Here is a 15,325-nt window from a genome sequence, read left to right as displayed (position 1 = left end):
GGCTGCGGCTGTGGTGACCGCTACGGCCCCGCGGCCGGGGCCGGCGCCGAGGTATGACGAAAGACCAACGCCCGGCGGGGCCGGGGCATGACGAAAGGCGCGGCCGCATCTCTGCCGAACGGCAGATGGCAGCACGCCCCCGATCCGCGAGGCTCGACCACGTCACCACCGGGCCGACCGAGAGGGCGGAGCGCGCATGCTCGAACTGATCGACATCACCAAGGTCCACCGGGGCGGGAAGCGGGCCGTCGACGGCCTCTCCCTGCACCTGGGCCCCGGCCTGCTGGGCCTGCTCGGGCCCAACGGCGCGGGCAAGTCCACGCTGATGCGGATCGTCGCCACGGTCACCAGACCCACCGCCGGCCGGCTCCGCTACCGGGGCGCCGACGCGCTCGCCCGGCCCGACCTGCTGCGCCGCGAACTCGGCTACCTGCCGCAGGACTTCGGCGTCTACCCGAGTCTGACCGCGCGCGAGTTCCTCGGTTACCTCGCCGCCGCCAAGGGGCTCTCCGCCCGCTCGGCCCGGGCCCGGATCGAGGAGTTGCTCGCCCTGGTCAACCTCACCGAGGCGGTGAAACGCCCGCTCGGCGCGTACTCGGGCGGCATGCTGCGCCGGGTCGGCATCGCCCAGGCACTGCTGGCCGACCCGCGGGTGATCGTGGTCGACGAGCCCACCGCCGGGCTCGACCCGGAGGAGCGGGTGCGGTTCCGCAACCTGCTCGGCGAGTTGGCGGCCACCCGCGTGGTACTGCTCTCCACCCACATCGTCCCGGACATCGAGTCCGTCGCCTCCGACCTCGCCCTCATCGCCGGCGGCCGGCTGCTGCGGCGCGGCAGCCCCGAGCAGCTCGCCGGCGAACTGACCGGACGGGTATGGGAGTTCCTGGTCGATCCGGCGGCCGTGGCCGCCGTGCAGGGCCGGTACCCGGTCAGCCGGATGGTCCGGACGGCCGACGGCGTCCGGCTCCGGGTGCTCGCCGACCGGGCCCCGGCGGGCGACGCCGTCGCGGTCACACCGGACCTGGAGGACGCCTACCTGGGCATCGTCCGGCCGACGGCGGCCGGGACGGGCGCCGGGCCGCTCGCCGGGCCGCTCGCCGGGACGGGCGCGGAGGGCGTGCCGTGGCGGCCGGCGGTGCGGCGATGACGGCCGGCGCCCTGGCCCGCCTGGCGGCGGGCGACTTCCGCGACCGGGTCCGCCGCCCGGCCTACGCCGTCACCCTGCTGGCCGCCGTCGGCCTCGGCTACCTGGCCGTCCCACCGGTCGACGGCCACTGGGTGATCCTGGCCGTCGGGCGTTACCGGGGCGAGTACAACAGCGCGTACGTCGGGCTCGCGACGGCCCTGGCCGGGGCGCTCTGGCTCACCGTCGGCGGGTTCTACGTCGTCCGCAAGGGCGTCGGACGGGACGAGGAGACGGGGGTCGGCCAGATCCTCGCCGCCACCCGGCTGCGCACCTCCGGCTACCTGCTGGCGAAGTTCCTCAGCAACCTGCTGGTGCTCGGCTCGATGCTGGGCGTGCTCGCGCTGACCGCCGTCGCCATGCAAGTGGTCCGCGGCGAGCACCGCTCGGTCGACCCGGTGGCGCTGCTGACGCCCTTCGTCGTGACGGCGCTCCCGCTGCTCGCGGCGACCTCCGCGGCGGCCGTCCTGTTCGAGACGCTGCCGCTGCTGCGCGGCGGCGTGGGCAACGTGGTCTGGTTCCTCGTCGCCCTCGCCGTGACCGTCGGCGGGCAGTCCCCGGGCGCGCCGTTCGGCGGGCTCGGCGTCGCCCGGGCCGCCGGGTCGCTGCGTGCCGCCCTGGGGGCTCAAGGTGACGTCAGCGGCGAGGAGTTCAGCCTCGGGCTGACCAAGGTGGACACGCCGCTGGTGCCGTTCCGCTGGGAGGGCGCGGGGCTCGACGGCGCGTTCCTGGCCCAACGGCTGCTGCTGGTGCTGCTCGCGGTGGTCCTGGTGGTGCTCCCCGCGTTCTGGTTCGGCCGCTTCGACCCGGCGCGCGGCGGCCCGCCCGCCGACGGGACCGCGGCGTCCTCCCGTGCCGCCGCCCCGCCCGCGCCGGCTCCCCTCGCCGCGGCCCTGCCCCGGACGGCTCCCGCGTTCGGCGGCACCTTCGGGCGGCTGGTCGCCGGCGAGCTGCGGATCCTGGTCGGCGGGGTGTCACGGTGGTGGTGGCTGGTCACCGCCGGCCTGACCCTGGCCGGGCTGACCGTCCCGCTCGGCGACGTCACCGGGGCGGTGCTACCGGCACTCTGGGTCTGGCCGGTGCTGCTCTGGTCCCGGCTGGGCAGCCGGGCGGCCGAGCACGACCTGGAGGTCCTGCTCGGCGCCTACCCGGCCGCGCGCCGCCGACTGCTCGCGGAGTGGGCGTCCGGCGTGGTGCTGACCGCCGCCACGGGGGCGGCGCCGTTCGTCCGCCTCGCCGTCGCCGGTGACGCCGCCGGCCTCGCCGCCTGGACCGCGGGCGCCCTCTTCGTGCCGTCCCTGGCCCTGGCCCTCGGCGTCCTCTCCCGGACCCATCGCGTCTTCCAGGCCCTCTACCTCCCGCTCTGGTACCTGGTGGTCAATCAGGTGGCCGCGCTCGACTTCATGGGCGCCGTCCGCACCGCCGGCCACCCCGCCGGCCCCGCCCCGCCGCTGGTCGCCGCCGCCGCGCTGGCCCTGCTGGCCGCCGCCTTCCTGGTCGCCGCGGCCCGCCGGGAGGTGAAGCGATGAGGTGAGGCGGTGACGTGGGGCGAGGTGTGGCGAAGCGGTGAACCGGTCTCCGGTGCCCGCGCGTGCGCCCTGGCCGCCGCAACCGGGGGCGGGCCCCTTACCCGCCGTGTCCGGTGGAGAGGTACGGGCGAGGGGTTCGGGCCGTGGCTGGTCCGGGAGGGGACGGCGGGCGGGTGGCGGCGACTCTCTGGGGCTACTGACGGTGCTGTTCGCGAGCGCGACCGTCGTGGCGCCGGTCGTGGGACTCGTCCGGGTGACGCCGTGGGGATCGGTGGAGCGGGTCGTGGTGACGGCGTGGCAGACCAGGCACGCCGGGCGCAGCAACCACGTCCGGGGTGAGGCCCGCTCGGCCGCGGGGGTGGTGGTCTCGCTGCGCCAGCACGGCCATCCCGGGGAGAACGTCGACGCGGTACGGGCGCCGTGGGGCTCGCACGTCGTGCCGCAGCAGGGGCCGGCCGCCTGGGCCAGCGCCCTGCCGGCTCCGCCACTGCCGCTCCTGGCGGCCGCCGGGTGCGCGGTCGCCACGCGGAGAACGGTCCGCCGGCTCCGGGGCACGGCGTGAGCCGCCTCAGCGCGGCCCGAGCCCACCGTGCCGCGGAGCCGGGACCGGGGACCGGGACCGGGACCGGGACCGGGACCGCGACCGGGGACCGCGACCAGGCCGGGACGCGGGTCACCAGGTGCGGGCGGCGGCCAGGAGGTGGTCGCGGACGCGGGTGAGGTGGGGATTGGCGGGGGCGCCGGGGCGTTGGACGAGGTAGCCGGTGTTGATCGGCGGGTCGTCGGGATCGTCCAGTCGGACGAGGCTGCCGTCGTCGAGCAGGGCTGCGCAGAGGTAGCGCGGGACGACCGCGAAGCCGGCCCCGGCGGCCACCGCGGAGACGACCCCGCGCAGGTCGGGCACGGTGAGCGCGGCTCGGCAGTTGAGGCGTCGGCCGAACACGTGGCGCCAGTAGCGACGCACGATCGGCAGGTCCTCGGCGTACGCGATCAGCGGTACCTCGTGCAGGGCCGCCGGGCCCTCGGTGGCGAGTCTCCCGTGCAGGCGCTCGGCCCAGACGGGTGCGGCGACCAGCACGAACTCCTCGTCGGCCAGCGGCACGGCGGTCAGCGTGCGGCCGCGCGGGCGGGTGGTGGCGATGACCAGGTCGTGGCGGCCCGCGCGCAGCTCCTCCAGCAGCGGGTCGGTGAGCCCCGCGGTGACCCGCAGCCGGACCCCGTCGGCGACCAGCGGGGCGAGCGCGGGCAGCACCCGGGTGCAGAGCAGCTCGGCCGGTCCGGCCAGGTGCACCGGTTCCACGCCCGGCGCGGGCCGGGCACCCGCTCCGGTCGCGGCGGCGAGCGCGTCCAGCGGCGCGGCGATCCGGGCGGCCAGCTCGTCCGCGACGGCCGTCGGTGCGACGCCGCGGGGCAGCCGTTCGAAGAGCTCGCGCCCGCCCTGCCGTTCCAGTGCGCGGATCTGGGTGGTCACCGTGGGCTGGGACAGGCCCAGCACCTGCCCGGCCGCGGTGAACGACCCGGCCCGGTAGACGGCCAGGAAGGTGCGCAGCAGGTTGAGGTCGGCGGGTGCGCCGGGCTCGGGCCTCGACGTGCCGGGCTCGGGCGTCGACGCGCCGGGCTCGGGCGTCGACCCCTCGGGACCGGCGGCCGGATCACGGTGGTTCACCCGGCAAGCCTATGCCGCCCCGCTTCGCAGAACCCATCGGAATTCCTATGCCGCGTATCGGCACTGCCATTGGTCGAAGGCCGGACTCCCGCCCTATCGTCGGGTGCATCGCCGAGCGGCCGATGGTCCCTCCCGGCCTGTCTCACGGATCCGCCTCACAGAGAAGAGCTTCCAGCATGTCGAAGATCCTTTTCGTCGTCACCGGCGCCACCCACTGGACGCTGGCGGACGGTACCCGGCACCCCACCGGCTTCTGGGCCGAGGAGGCCGTGGCGCCGTACCAGGCGTTCACGGCGGCCGGCCACGAGGTCACCGTCGCCACGCCCGGCGGCGTGGTCCCGACGGTCGACCAGGGCAGCCTGGCGCCCGAGATGAACGGCGGGCCGGAGGGCGCCGAGCGGATCGCGGCCGGCCTGGACGCCTTCGCCGAACTCCGGAAGCCGGTCCGGCTGGAGGACATCGACCTGGCCGAGTACGACGCCGTCTTCTACCCCGGCGGCCACGGCCCCATGGAGGACCTCGCGGTCAACGCCGACTCCGGCCGGCTGCTGGCCGCCGCCCTGGACTCGGGCAAGCCGCTCGGCGTGGTCTGCCACGGCCCGGCCGCGCTGCTGGCCGCGACCCGCGCCGACGGCGGCAACGCCTTCGCCGGCTACCGCCTGACCGGCTTCACCAATGCCGAGGAGACCCAGGCCGGGCTCGCCGACAAGGCGAAGTGGCTGCTGCAGACCCGTCTGGTGGAGGCCGGCGCGGCCTTCCAGGAGGGCGAGCCGTGGGCCCCGCACGTGGTCGTCGACCGCAACCTGGTCACGGGCCAGAACCCGGCCTCGTCCGTCCAGCTCGCGCAGGAGCTGCTCCGCAAGCTGGGCTGAGCCCGCGCGACCCACGCACGGCCGGGGGTCGGACACCCCTCACCGGGGTCCTGGACACCCCTCACCGGGGCCCCGGCCGCCGCAACCCCGGCCGCCGCGGCGTGGGCCGCCCTCGCCGAGGTCCCGGCCGCCCGGCGGCTCACCCGCGGAGTTCGTGCACCAGGTCCTGCGCGCCACCGCTGACGACGGCCGTCACCGGCAGGCCGGCGGCGGCGAGCAGGCTGGCCGCGACGGTGGCCCGGCGCCCCCGGCCGCAAACCGTCCAGAACTCCCGGCCGGCCGGCAACTCGTCCATCCTGCCCGGCAGTTCGGTGAGCGGGACGCCGAGCGCGCCGGGCACCGGCGGTTCGGCCGCGGGCCGCACGTCGAGCACCAGCACCGGCCGTCCGCCCTCCCGGTCCAGTGCGCCGCGCACCTCGGAGACGTCGGCCGTCCGGATCGAGGCGAGCGGCTGCCCGCTCGCCCGCCAGCGCTCCACCCCGCCGTCCAACCACCCCACCAGCCAGGCCTCGTAGCCGATCCGCAGCAGTTGCAGGACGGCCTCGCGGGCGGCGTCGGCGACCGGCTCCGGCAGCACCAGGACCAGCGGCCGGCCGAACGGCACCACCTCGCCGACCAACGCCGCGAAGGAGCCGTCCAGTTCGTCGCCGAGCGCGCCTGGCAGGTGGGCGTCGGCGAACGCGCGCCGGTCCCGCGCGTCGACGACCAGCGCGCCACGGTCGACCGCCAGCCGGACCTCGTCCACGGTCATCGGCAGCAGCACCGGCGGGCCGCCGAGGACGGCCGGACCCGACCGGTTGAGCGGGCCCATCCGGCGGTAGTAGGCGGGCGCGGGCGGCAGGCCGAGCATCCGGGTGGCGACGAAGGCGTCCTCGTCGGCGGCCAGCAGCGCGGGATTGGCCAGCAGTTGGTCGCCCACGGTGCTGGTCCGCTCCCTGGCCGCAGCCCCGATGGAGCACGAGCTGCCGGCCCCGTGGGTGGGCAACACCCGGGTCCCGGAGGGAAGTCGGGCCAGCCTGCGGAGTGAGCGGTACTGGGCGCGGGCCAGGTGCTCGGTCCGGGTGGGGCCGGAGAGGTCGGTCCGGCCGGCGCTGCCGACCAGCAGGCTGCCGCCGGTGAACACCGCCGCCGGGCGGCCCCCGCCGGCGTCGCCGTCCGGGTCCGCACCGAGCACCAGGTAGGCGGTGTGCTCGGCCGTGTGGCCGGGGGTCTCCAGGGCCCGGACGCGCAGCCCGCCGAGGGCGAGCTCGTCGCCCTCGGCCAGCGGCAGGTGGTCGAAGCCGTAGCCCGCCCGCGCCGGACCGGCGACGGTCGCCCCGGTCGCCGAGCGGATCTCCAGGGCGCCGGAGAGGTAGTCGTTGTGGACGTGCGTCTCCAGGACGTACCGGATCCGCAGCCCGCGCTGCTCGCAGGAGGCGAGCAGCGGCCAGCAGTCCCGCTGCGGGTCCACCACCAGGGCCTCGTCACCGGCGGCGAGCAGGTAGCTGGTGTCGCCGAGGGCCGGGGTGGTGAACGGCTCGATGGTGTTCGCACCGCCCGTGCTCGAAGCGCGAGCACCGCTCGCGCCGCGCATGCCGTCCGTACCGCGCATGCCGTCCGCGCCACTCGTGCCGTCCGTGCCGCGCGCACCGTCCGTACCGGGCGCGGTGTTCACGGCCGACCGCCTCCCCGCGACCGGCCGGGCCGGGACGCTCCGGTGGGCGGCGCGACCACCACGACCTCCACCCCGGCCACCTGGTTGCACCCGTACCCCTGCTCGTTCCACGGCGCCCGCAGCGGCTGGGTGCGCCCCTCGGCGTCGGTGGCCCGCGCCAGCAGCAGCCGCGGCCCCGCCAGCCGCGGGGTCCACCGGTACGTCCACTCCGACCAGGCGTACCGGCCGGCGGCCGGCGCCAGGTCGGCCGGCCGCCAGCCGGCGCTGCCGACCCGCACGTCCACCCGGCGCACCGGCACCCCGTCCGACCAGGCCCGTCCGCGTACCGTGCAGCCGAGACCCAGTGGCAGCCGCGCCCCCGGCGCCGGGGCGGTGACCAGCGACTTCACCCGGATCTCGCCGACCGGCCCCTCGGGTGTGCCGTCCCGGCCGGTGCGCGAGCGCCGGTAGACGTACTCCTCGGCCTGGAACGGTCCGGTGAACGGCCGCGCCACCGCCCGCACCCCGACCAGCCACTTCACGTCCGCCACGCCGTACCGGCCGGGCACCAGCAGCCGCACCGGCGCGCCGTGGCCGGGGGTGAGCGGGGCACCGTTCATGTGCGTGGCGAGCAGGGTGTCGGGGTGCCGGGCGAGCCCGGCCGGCAGGCTCCGCTGGAAGGCGGTCCGGCTGCCGTGCAGGTCACCCTCGTCCGCCCCGGTGAACACCAGCTCCACGGCCGAGGGCCGCAGACCCGCCCGCGCCAGCACCGCCCGCAGCGGCACCCCGGCGAACCGGGCGCACCCCACGGCCCGCTGCCCCCACGGCACGCCGGGCGGACGCGGCGTCATCAGGCTGCGGCCGTTCCCGGCGCACTCCACCACGACGTCCAGCTCGCGCATCGGAAGGGTGAGCAACTCCGCGTACCCGAGGTCGAGTTCGGCGTCCACCAGGCCGTCCACCCGGAGCCGCCAGCCGGCCCGGCGCAGCGGCGGCACGCCGAAGTGGTCGCGGACGAAGAACGCGCCGGTGGGGGTGAGCGGTTCGGCCAGTGCCGCCGCCGGCGTCTGCGCGTTGTACGGCTCGGTGGTGACCGTCTCGGGCACCCAGCCCGCGGCGGCCGTCCCCTCGCGGGCTGTCGTCGTCATCCCGGTCACCGCCTTCGTCCGCCGTACCGTTGCGTCTGCCGCCTCTGCGTGTCCGCCTCACCGGCCCGCTCACCCCGCACCACCTCCCACCCGCACCGCGCCCGGCTCGCGGACCCGCGCCAGGGCGCGCCGGGCACCGAGCGCCTCGAACACCTCCGCCGCCTCGGCCCGCAGCCGGCGGTCCTCCTCCCCCGCGCCCGCGCCGTCGCCCCCGCCGTCGGCGACCGCCCGGGCCTTGGCACGGGCCGTCCAGTACGGCTGCCCGGCCCGCTCGTACAGGCCGGCGGCCGCCAGGTGGCGGGTGCGCGCGCCGACCGGGTCGCCGCGGGCGGAGGCCAGCGAGCCGAGGGCGGACTGCGCCATCGCCCGCCAGGCCGAACTGTCGAAGCGGGCCGCGACCCGCTGGGCGGCCTCGGCGTGTTCGGCCGCGCCGTCGGCGTCGCCGAGCGCCGCGAACGCCTCCGCCGCGACCGGGTAGAGCAGTGCCGTGCAGCTCGGGCACTCGCCGTGCCGGGCCGCGGAGGCCGCGGCGGCCCGCGCCGCCCGGGCCGCCTCGCCCGGTTCGCCGCGCTCCAGGGCGTCCAGGGCGGCGGTCGCGTAGAGCCGTCCGAAGGTGTGCTGCGCGAGCGGGGAGACCTCCGCGGCCGCCATGCCGCGGCGCAGGCACGCGGCGGCCTCGGCGCTGTCCCCGCGCCCGGCGGCGAACTCGGCGAGCCGCTGCCAGGGCAGCGCGCTGGAGCGCCCGCCGAGCTCCTCGTGCAGGTGGGCGCTGCGCTCCAGGCAGCCGGGCGCCTCGTCCCAGTGGCCGCGCAGCAGCAGCGACTCACCGAGCAGGCACCAGGCGAAGGCCTCGGCCCGGCGGGCGCCGCGGGCGAGCGCCAGGTCGAGGATGTGCCGGGCGTACTCCTCGACGCCGTCGCTCAACCCGTCGCCGTACAGGTGGTACTGGCCGAGGCAGCAGTGGATGTCGGAGATCCGGGCGAGCCGGCCGTCCTCGTCGGCGGCGGCACCGAGCCGTTCGATCTCGCGCCGCAGTCCTTCCCGCCATTCGCCGCGGAAGTGGTGGACGATGGCGAGCGTCTCGTTGGCGGCGGCGGCGTCCTCGGCCGTGCCGTGCTCCTCGGCGAGGGCCAGCCCGGCCTCCGCCGCCTGCTGCGCTTCGTCGTAACGACCGGACGCCCAGAGCCAGTTGGCGCGCGCGCCGAGCAGTCGGCCGGTCTCGGCGGGGTCACCGCCGGCCTCGGCCAGCGCGGTCTCGGCGGCAGCCAGGTGGGGTTCGGCGGCGGCCGTGGCCTCACCGGACTCGCCGGCCAGGTGCGCGCTGGCCGCCTTGCGGTGCAGCCGTACCGAGCGCAGGCCGGTGCCGTCGGCCGCCCGCCCGGTGAGGACACCCGGCGAGGCGGGCAGGTCCACCACGTCCGGGGCGAGGGCGGAGCCGTACGCGGCGGCGGCGCCCGCGGTGTCACCGGCGAGCATCCGCAGGTCGCCGACGTGCTCCCAGAGCTCGCCGGTGAGTTCGGCGCGGACCTCGCCCCCGGTCCGGACCTGTTCCCGCAGCCGCTGGGCCGCCGGCCCGGGGCCCTCGGCGCCGCCCGACGCGCGCTCCAGCGCGGCGGTGAGCCGGTCGTACTCGTGCAGTGACTCGTGCCGCCGCCCGGCGAGCGCGTAGACCCGCATCAGCGCCAGCGATGCCTCCTCGTGCAGCGGGTCGGCGGCCACCGCCCGGCGCAGCGCGGCGGCCGCGCCGTCGGTGTCGGCCCGGGCCTCCCGCAAGCCGCCGAGTTCGACCAGCAGCGCCAGGTACTCGGCGTGCAGCGCGTGCTCGCGCTCGACCGCCCACTCCTCGTAGCGGTCCTCGGGCAGCAGGTCGCCGCCGTACCGGGCGACGGCCCGCTCGTAGGCGTCGGGGTCGCGGCTGCGGCGGGCGTGCAGCGCGGCGTGCTCGAACTCATCGACGTCGACCAGCAGCGGACCGCCGTGCAGGGCGAGGCTCTCGCCCGCCTCCAGGTAGCGGTGGAGCGCGGCCGGGTCCGGGTCGAGGGTGCGCCGGGCCTCGTGCAGGGCCTTGCGGAGCTGGTTGGCGCCGGCCTCGGTCGGCAGCTCGGGCCAGAGGGCGTCGAGCACCTGCTCGCGGTGCAGCCGGTGGCCGGGGGCCAGCGCGAGCAGCTTGACCAGGTTCCGGGACTTCCGCAGGCGCCACGCGTCGGCGGCGATCTCCCGCGGGCCGACCCGCACCAGGAAGCCGCCGAGGAGGCGGATACGCAGTTCGAGCATGCGCCGAGCGCCTTCCGTGCGGACACTACGAACCTACGTCCACCGAGCCCGGCGGGCGAGTCCGGACGGTCCGGAGGGTCGGGAGGCTCCGGCGGGTCCGGACGGTCCGGAGGGTCGGGAGGCTCCGGCGGGTCCGGACGGTCCGGAGGGAAATGGAGGGGAACGGAGGGGGACGAAGGGCGACGGAGGGTACGGACGGTGGGTGCGGACCGGGCGGGGAGCCGCGGGAACGCCCCGGGAACACCCGCCGCGTAGCGTGGCAGACGACCCGCGAGAGGGGTGAGGACGATGACCACGCCGACACGCACCACGACCGACTACTTCGCCTCCGGCACCTGGGAGGTCGTGGACGGCAGCGCGGAGGAGTTCGTCCGGCGCTGGACGGAGTTCCTGGCCTGGACGCGCGACGAGCACCCGGCCTTCCGCTCGGCCCGGCTGATCCGCGACCTGCGGCGGCCGAACCACTTCGTCTCCTTCGCCGCCTGGACGGACCCGGCCGCGCTCGCCGCCTGGCGGGAGGAACCGGGCTTCGCCGAGCGGTTCGGCCGCTGCCGCGAGTTGTGCGCGTCGATGAGCGGCAGCGGCTACGCGCTGGTCGCCGCCATCTGATCCCGACCGCCACAAGGCCGGGCCAAGCCGGGCCGGGCCGGGCCTCACGCCGAGCCAGGGCGGCGGGACGGCACTTCCGCCGGGGGCGGGGCTCAGGCCTGGGGCGTGAGCTCCGGGGTGCCGAACTCGCGCACCGCGTCGGCCACGATGGCGTCCAGGCTGGCGTGGTGGGCACCGCGCCAGTAGGCCTGCCCGCACGCGGTGCACTGCGCGAAGGCGTCGTACGAGCGCTCGGTCCCGTCCCGGAGCTGGTCCTGCACGGAGGTCTTGGCCACGCTGCGCAGCGTCCCGTTGCAGGTGGTGCACCGGCTCCAGGGGGCGAGCGGCGGCGCGAAGCGGGACAGGACGTCCCGCAGCTGCTCGGCGGGGCGGTGGCTGTAGACGTAGGCGCCGGCGAAGAGTTCGCGCCGCCGCAGCAGGCCCCGGTCCCGCGAGAGCATGACGCGCTCCTCGGCGGCCGAGCGCGCGGCGAGCGCGGCGTCCCCGATGTCCGGGTTCTCGTAGGCGGCGTCGATGCCCAGCAGGCGCAGCCGGCGCGCGAGCGTACCGAGGTGGACGTCGAGCAGGAACGTGACCGGCGCGGCGAACCGCTGCGGCCTCCGCACGGCCCGCACCGAGATCACCTCGCCGTGCGCGGGGACGTGCGACTCGTCCACCCGCCGGCCGTCCGCGAACAGCGCGCCGGCCTCGGTGAGCGGGACGCCCAGCGACTCCACCACGTGTCCGAGCGTCGAGGCGCCGTCGGTGCGCAGCGCCGTCCGTTCGCCCCGCCGTGCGGAGGTGAGGAAGAGTTGCAGGTCGGGGTCGAAGCTGAGCCAGATCTCCGGTCGGTCCACCCGGCCAGCATGCCAGCGCGCGGCCGGCGGCGGCCAGCACTTTTCCCGCCGCCGGCGCACCCGGCCTTCCGCGCTCGCGGGCCCGATCCCGGGGCCGAACGCCAGCCGCCGGATCCGGGGAGCCGGGGCTCGAAACGCCGGGCGCCGGGGCCGACGCCGGGGCCGACGCCGGGGCCGAACGCCGGGGCCGCCGCCGGGGCCGAACGCCGGGGCCGCCGCCGGGACCCGAACGCCGGGGGCCGCCTCAGCGGCCGCCCACGGCCGCCCGGGCCGTGAAGGCCCGCCGGTAGTCGGTCGGGGTCACGCCGACCCGGGCGGTGAAGTGGCGGCGCAGGTTGGTCGCGCTGCCGAGGCCGCTGCGCTCGCCGATCTGCTCGACCGGCAGGTCCGTCGCCTCCAGCAGCGACTGGGCGCGGGCGAGCCGCTGGTTGAGCAGCCACTGCAGCGGGGTGGTGCCGGTGGCGGCCTGCAGGCGGCGGAAGAAGGTGCGCGGGCTCATCCGGGCGCGTCGGGCCAACTCGTCCACCGTCAGCGGCTGTTCGAGGTTGGCGGTGGCCCACTGCAGGACCGGCGCGAGGCTGTCGTCGTCCGCGACGGGTACCGAGAGGTCCACGAACTGGGCCTGCCCGCCCGGGCGGTGGGCCGGGACGACGAGCTTGCGGGCCAGCTGGTTGGCCACGTGCGCGCCGAGGTCGCGCCGGACGAGGTGCAGGCAGAGGTCGAGGCCGGCCGCCACGCCCGCGCTGGTCAGCACATCCCCGTCGTCCACGTAGAGCACGCTGTCGTCCACGGTCACGGCCGGGTGGCGGCGGGCCAGGTCGGCGGTGTGCGACCAGTGCGCGGTGGCCCGGCGCCCGTCCAGCAGTCCGGCGGCCGCGAGGGCGAACGCGCCGGTGCACAGCGACACCATCCGCGCCCCGGCCCGCGCCGCGCGCCGCAGTTGCGCCACCAGCGCCGGCGGCACCTCGCGCTCGCCCGTCACGCAGGCGTCCGGCACCGAGGTGACGATCACGGTGTCCGCGTCGGCCAGCGCCTCCCAGCCGTACTCGGCGCGCAGCGAGAAGCCGAACCCGCCGGGCGGCCTGGGCGGCGCCTCGGCGTCCGGCGTCTCGGCGCAGAGCCGCAGCTCGTACCAGCGCTCGGCGAGCTCGGGCTGCGGGATGCCGAAGACGGCGCAGGCCATGCCGAGTTCGTAGAGGTCCCAGAGCGGGAGCTCGCTGTGGTCGAGGACGGCGACGGCCACGGTGCCGGGGCCGCGTGCGGGGGTGTGCGGTAAGGCGCTCATGCCCGGCAGCCTACTGGCAGGAATGGTGCGGCGAAGGGCAATCCTGCCACTGTCGGCGGTCACGCCGGGCGACGAGAGTGAGTGACGTCGATCAAGACCTCACCCCACCCGAGACCAGGGAGACCACCCCGTGCCGCTGAACCCGGCTCACCCCGCCGATGCCGCCCGCGAGCCCGTCACCGTCCTCGGCCTGGGCGCGATGGGCACCGCGCTCGCCGCCGCCTTCCTCGCCGCCGACCACCCCACCACCGTCTGGAACCGCTCCGCCGCCAAGGCCGAACCGCTGGTCGCCCGCGGCGCCGTCCGCGCCGCCACGCCGACCGACGCGGTCGCGGCGGGCCCGCTGATCGTCGCCTGCGTCCTCGACTACGACGCCCTGCGCGCCGTCCTCGCCGGCACCGCACACCTGCTGCCCGGGCGGACCCTGGTGAACCTCACCTCCGGCTCCCCCGAACAGGCCCGCGAGCTGGCCGACTGGGCCGCCGGGCACGGCCTCCACTACCTCGACGGCGCGATCATGATCACCCCGCCCGGCATCGGCGGCCCCGAGGCGACCCTGCTCTACGGCGGCGCACCCGAGGCGCTGGCCCGCCACCGCGACACCCTCGCCGTCCTCGGCGACCCGGTCGACCTCGGCCCGGACGCCGGGCTCGCCGGCCTCTACGACACCGCCCTGCTCGGCCTGATGTGGTCCTCGCTCAGCGGCTGGCTGCAGGGCGTGGCCCTGGTCGGCGCGGACGGCGTCCGCGCCACCGACTTCACCCCGGTCGCCACCCGCTGGCTGTCCGGCGCCGTGGCCGGCTTCATCGGCCGCTACGCCGCCCAGGCCGACGCCGGCCACTACCCCGGGGACGACGCCAGCCTCACCGTCCACCTCGCCGCGATGGAACACCTGCTGCACGCCGCCCGGGCCCGCGGCATCGACACCGCTCTGCCCGAACTCCTCGCCCGCCGGACCGAGGAGGCCATCGAGGCCGGCCACGGCGGCGACAGCTACGCCCGCCTGATCGAGGGGATCCGCCGGTGACCGCCGTCGCCCCGGCCTCCGCCGGCACCGACTGGCCCGCGCTGGTGACGGAGGCCGGCGCCCGGACCACCGGGCTGCTCGACCGGGGCGCCGACGCCGACTGGTCACGCCGCCCGGAGGGCGGCGACTGGACCTGCCGCGCGACCCTCGACCACCTCGCGCTCGGTGTCCTCGGCTACGCGGGCCTGCTGACGGCCCGTCCGGCCGACCGCTACGTCACCCTGTTCGGCTCGCTCGACCCGGCCGCGCCGATCCCGCACTGCCTGGAGGGCCTGCGCATCGCGGCCGCCCTGCTGGCCGGCGCGGTTCGGGACGCACCGGCGGACGCCCGGGCCTGGCACCCGTGGGGGCACTCGGACGGACCGGGGTTCGCGGCCATGGGGGCGGTCGAACTCCTCGTCCACGGCTCGGACCTGGCGAACGCGCTCGGCCTCGACCGGTCGGTGCCGGACGAACTCGCCGCCCCGGCCCTGGCCCGGCTGTTCCCGGCCGCCCCGACCGGCCACGCCCCCGGGGACACCCTGCTCTGGTGCACCGGCCGCATCGCCCTGCCGGGCCTGCCCAAGGTGTCCGCCGGAGCGTGGAGCTGGGACGGCCGGGTGCGGTGAGGCACCGCGGCCGGGTGCGCGCAGGGTGCGCGCAGGGTGCGCGCCGGGTCGGGGGCGGGCGGTCGGCTGCGCGGCCGCCGGCTGCACGGCGGTCAGCCGCGCGGCGTCCAGAAGGCGACCAGGCGGGCGGCACCGGGCTCGATCGCCTTCCAGGAGCCGTCGTAATCGAGCACCGCGACGGCCGAGGTGGGGAAGGCGTCGTTCATCCGGGCCATCAGGTCGCCCTCGGACTCGCCGGCGAGGGTGACCGCCAGGGCGTGGATCCCGGGGTTGTGGCCCACCAGCACCACGTCGTGCACCTCCTCGGACAACTCGGTGAGCAGGACGAGGAGTTCGCCGGGGCTGGCCGCGTAGATCCGCTCCTCGTAGGCGGTCCGGGGCCGCTCCGGCAGCTCGGGGACGACCAGCTTCCAGGTCTCCCGGGTGCGCACGGCGGTGGAGACCAGGGCGAGGTCCGGGGTGATGCCCGAACCCGCCAGCCAGCGGCCCGCCGCCGGCGCGTCCCGGCGGCCCCGTTCGGCGAGCGGGCGCTCGTGGTCGTCGATGACGTCGCTCCGCTCGGACTTGGCATGCCGGACCAGGACGATCCTGCGGGTTCGTTCGGTGCTCACGACGGTCTCCTCCTCCGCACGGCCGACAAACAGGTGCCCGGCCG

General features: G+C 77.1%; 14 protein-coding genes. 7 read left to right on the top strand and 7 right to left on the bottom strand.

All coding sequences use genetic code 11. The features are described 5' to 3' along the window. The first annotated feature begins 196 nt into the window (after nt 1–196). From ACFVHB_RS13585 to ACFVHB_RS13575, 3 genes are all read left to right on the top strand, one after another. Nucleotides 197–1,147 (top strand): ATP-binding cassette domain-containing protein, encoded by a 951-nt coding sequence (locus ACFVHB_RS13585; RefSeq protein WP_380319947.1) that lies wholly within the window; start codon nt 197–199, stop codon nt 1,145–1,147. Next, the gene (locus ACFVHB_RS13580; protein WP_380319968.1) at nt 1,144–2,712 is read left to right on the top strand and encodes a hypothetical protein; all 1,569 of its coding nucleotides are present in this window, start codon (nt 1,144–1,146) and stop codon (nt 2,710–2,712) included. Before ACFVHB_RS13585 ends, ACFVHB_RS13580 begins: the two co-directional genes overlap by 4 nt. A gap of 202 nt (nt 2,713–2,914) precedes the next feature. Further along, nucleotides 2,915–3,274 (top strand): hypothetical protein, encoded by a 360-nt coding sequence (locus ACFVHB_RS13575; protein ID WP_380319944.1) that lies wholly within the window; start codon nt 2,915–2,917, stop codon nt 3,272–3,274. 111 nt (nt 3,275–3,385) lie between these two features. Here the strand turns inward: ACFVHB_RS13575 and ACFVHB_RS13570 are convergent, their stop codons facing one another. Continuing rightward, the gene (locus tag ACFVHB_RS13570) at nt 3,386–4,264 is read right to left on the bottom strand and encodes a LysR family transcriptional regulator (RefSeq protein ID WP_380319965.1); all 879 of its coding nucleotides are present in this window, start codon (nt 4,262–4,264) and stop codon (nt 3,386–3,388) included. Nucleotides 4,265–4,554: 290 nt separating this feature from the next. Between ACFVHB_RS13570 and ACFVHB_RS13565 the strand changes: the two genes are divergently transcribed. Beyond that, nucleotides 4,555–5,250 carry a type 1 glutamine amidotransferase domain-containing protein gene (locus tag ACFVHB_RS13565; RefSeq protein ID WP_380319941.1) on the top strand — a complete coding sequence of 232 codons (696 nt, stop codon included), beginning with the start codon at nt 4,555–4,557 and terminating at the stop codon, nt 5,248–5,250. Nucleotides 5,251–5,389: 139 nt separating this feature from the next. Here the strand turns inward: ACFVHB_RS13565 and ACFVHB_RS13560 are convergent, their stop codons facing one another. The 3 genes from ACFVHB_RS13560 to ACFVHB_RS13550 form a co-directional block, all read right to left on the bottom strand. After that, nucleotides 5,390–6,904, bottom strand: a complete 1,515-nt coding sequence (locus ACFVHB_RS13560; protein WP_380319938.1) for an MBL fold metallo-hydrolase — start codon at nt 6,902–6,904, stop codon at nt 5,390–5,392. After that, nucleotides 6,901–8,031 carry a molybdopterin-dependent oxidoreductase gene (locus tag ACFVHB_RS13555; RefSeq protein ID WP_380319935.1) on the bottom strand — a complete coding sequence of 377 codons (1,131 nt, stop codon included), beginning with the start codon at nt 8,029–8,031 and terminating at the stop codon, nt 6,901–6,903. Before ACFVHB_RS13555 ends, ACFVHB_RS13560 begins: the two co-directional genes overlap by 4 nt. 69 nt (nt 8,032–8,100) lie before the next feature. Then, entirely contained in the window at nt 8,101–10,305 is a 2,205-nt protein-coding gene (locus tag ACFVHB_RS13550) for a BTAD domain-containing putative transcriptional regulator (protein WP_380319932.1), read from the bottom strand. A 288-nt stretch (nt 10,306–10,593) separates the two neighbouring features. Between ACFVHB_RS13550 and ACFVHB_RS13545 the strand changes: the two genes are divergently transcribed. Beyond that, nucleotides 10,594–10,914, top strand: coding sequence for a putative quinol monooxygenase (locus tag ACFVHB_RS13545; RefSeq protein ID WP_380319929.1), 321 nt, complete (start codon nt 10,594–10,596; stop codon nt 10,912–10,914). A 92-nt stretch (nt 10,915–11,006) separates the two neighbouring features. On the opposite strand, the gene ACFVHB_RS13540 is transcribed toward ACFVHB_RS13545, so the two are convergent. Both ACFVHB_RS13540 and ACFVHB_RS13535 read right to left on the bottom strand, forming a co-directional pair. Then, nucleotides 11,007–11,750: a Mut7-C RNAse domain-containing protein gene (locus ACFVHB_RS13540; protein ID WP_380319926.1), complete on the bottom strand. Its 744-nt coding sequence runs from the start codon at nt 11,748–11,750 to the stop codon at nt 11,007–11,009. A gap of 244 nt (nt 11,751–11,994) precedes the next feature. Further along, nucleotides 11,995–13,035 carry a GlxA family transcriptional regulator gene (locus ACFVHB_RS13535; protein ID WP_380319923.1) on the bottom strand — a complete coding sequence of 347 codons (1,041 nt, stop codon included), beginning with the start codon at nt 13,033–13,035 and terminating at the stop codon, nt 11,995–11,997. A gap of 136 nt (nt 13,036–13,171) precedes the next feature. Here ACFVHB_RS13535 and ACFVHB_RS13530 point away from each other — a divergent pair, with 136 nt between their 5' ends. Both ACFVHB_RS13530 and ACFVHB_RS13525 read left to right on the top strand, forming a co-directional pair. Next, on the top strand, nt 13,172–14,062 hold the full coding sequence (locus ACFVHB_RS13530; RefSeq protein WP_380319962.1) for an NAD(P)-dependent oxidoreductase: 891 nt from the start codon (nt 13,172–13,174) through the stop codon (nt 14,060–14,062). Next, nucleotides 14,059–14,670 carry a maleylpyruvate isomerase N-terminal domain-containing protein gene (locus tag ACFVHB_RS13525; protein WP_380319920.1) on the top strand — a complete coding sequence of 204 codons (612 nt, stop codon included), beginning with the start codon at nt 14,059–14,061 and terminating at the stop codon, nt 14,668–14,670. Before ACFVHB_RS13530 ends, ACFVHB_RS13525 begins: the two co-directional genes overlap by 4 nt. Nucleotides 14,671–14,762: 92 nt before the next feature. On the opposite strand, the gene ACFVHB_RS13520 is transcribed toward ACFVHB_RS13525, so the two are convergent. Continuing rightward, nucleotides 14,763–15,281 carry a SixA phosphatase family protein gene (locus tag ACFVHB_RS13520; RefSeq protein ID WP_380319918.1) on the bottom strand — a complete coding sequence of 173 codons (519 nt, stop codon included), beginning with the start codon at nt 15,279–15,281 and terminating at the stop codon, nt 14,763–14,765. Between the last annotated feature and the right edge of the window lie 44 nt (nt 15,282–15,325).

This window comes from Kitasatospora sp. NPDC127111 (genome assembly GCF_042677465.1).
In the GTDB taxonomy this organism is placed as follows: domain Bacteria; phylum Actinomycetota; class Actinomycetes; order Streptomycetales; family Streptomycetaceae; genus Kitasatospora.
The sequence above is the reverse complement of the archived record's forward strand: the minus strand, read 5'-3'. Positions and strand labels throughout refer to the sequence as shown.

Bases quoted from the DNA above. Each gene is read 5' to 3' on its own strand.
- ACFVHB_RS13585 (WP_380319947.1), top strand. From the start codon at position 197: ATGCTCGAACTGATCGACATCACCAAGGTCCACCGGGGCGGGAAGCGG.
- ACFVHB_RS13580 (WP_380319968.1), top strand. From the start codon at position 1,144: ATGACGGCCGGCGCCCTGGCCCGCCTGGCGGCGGGCGACTTCCGCGAC.
- ACFVHB_RS13565 (WP_380319941.1), top strand. From the start codon at position 4,555: ATGTCGAAGATCCTTTTCGTCGTCACCGGCGCCACCCACTGGACGCTG.
- ACFVHB_RS13555 (WP_380319935.1), bottom strand. From the start codon at position 8,031: ATGACGACGACAGCCCGCGAGGGGACGGCCGCCGCGGGCTGGGTGCCC.
- ACFVHB_RS13550 (WP_380319932.1), bottom strand. From the start codon at position 10,305: ATGCTCGAACTGCGTATCCGCCTCCTCGGCGGCTTCCTGGTGCGGGTC.
- ACFVHB_RS13545 (WP_380319929.1), top strand. From the start codon at position 10,594: ATGACCACGCCGACACGCACCACGACCGACTACTTCGCCTCCGGCACC.
- ACFVHB_RS13535 (WP_380319923.1), bottom strand. From the start codon at position 13,035: ATGAGCGCCTTACCGCACACCCCCGCACGCGGCCCCGGCACCGTGGCC.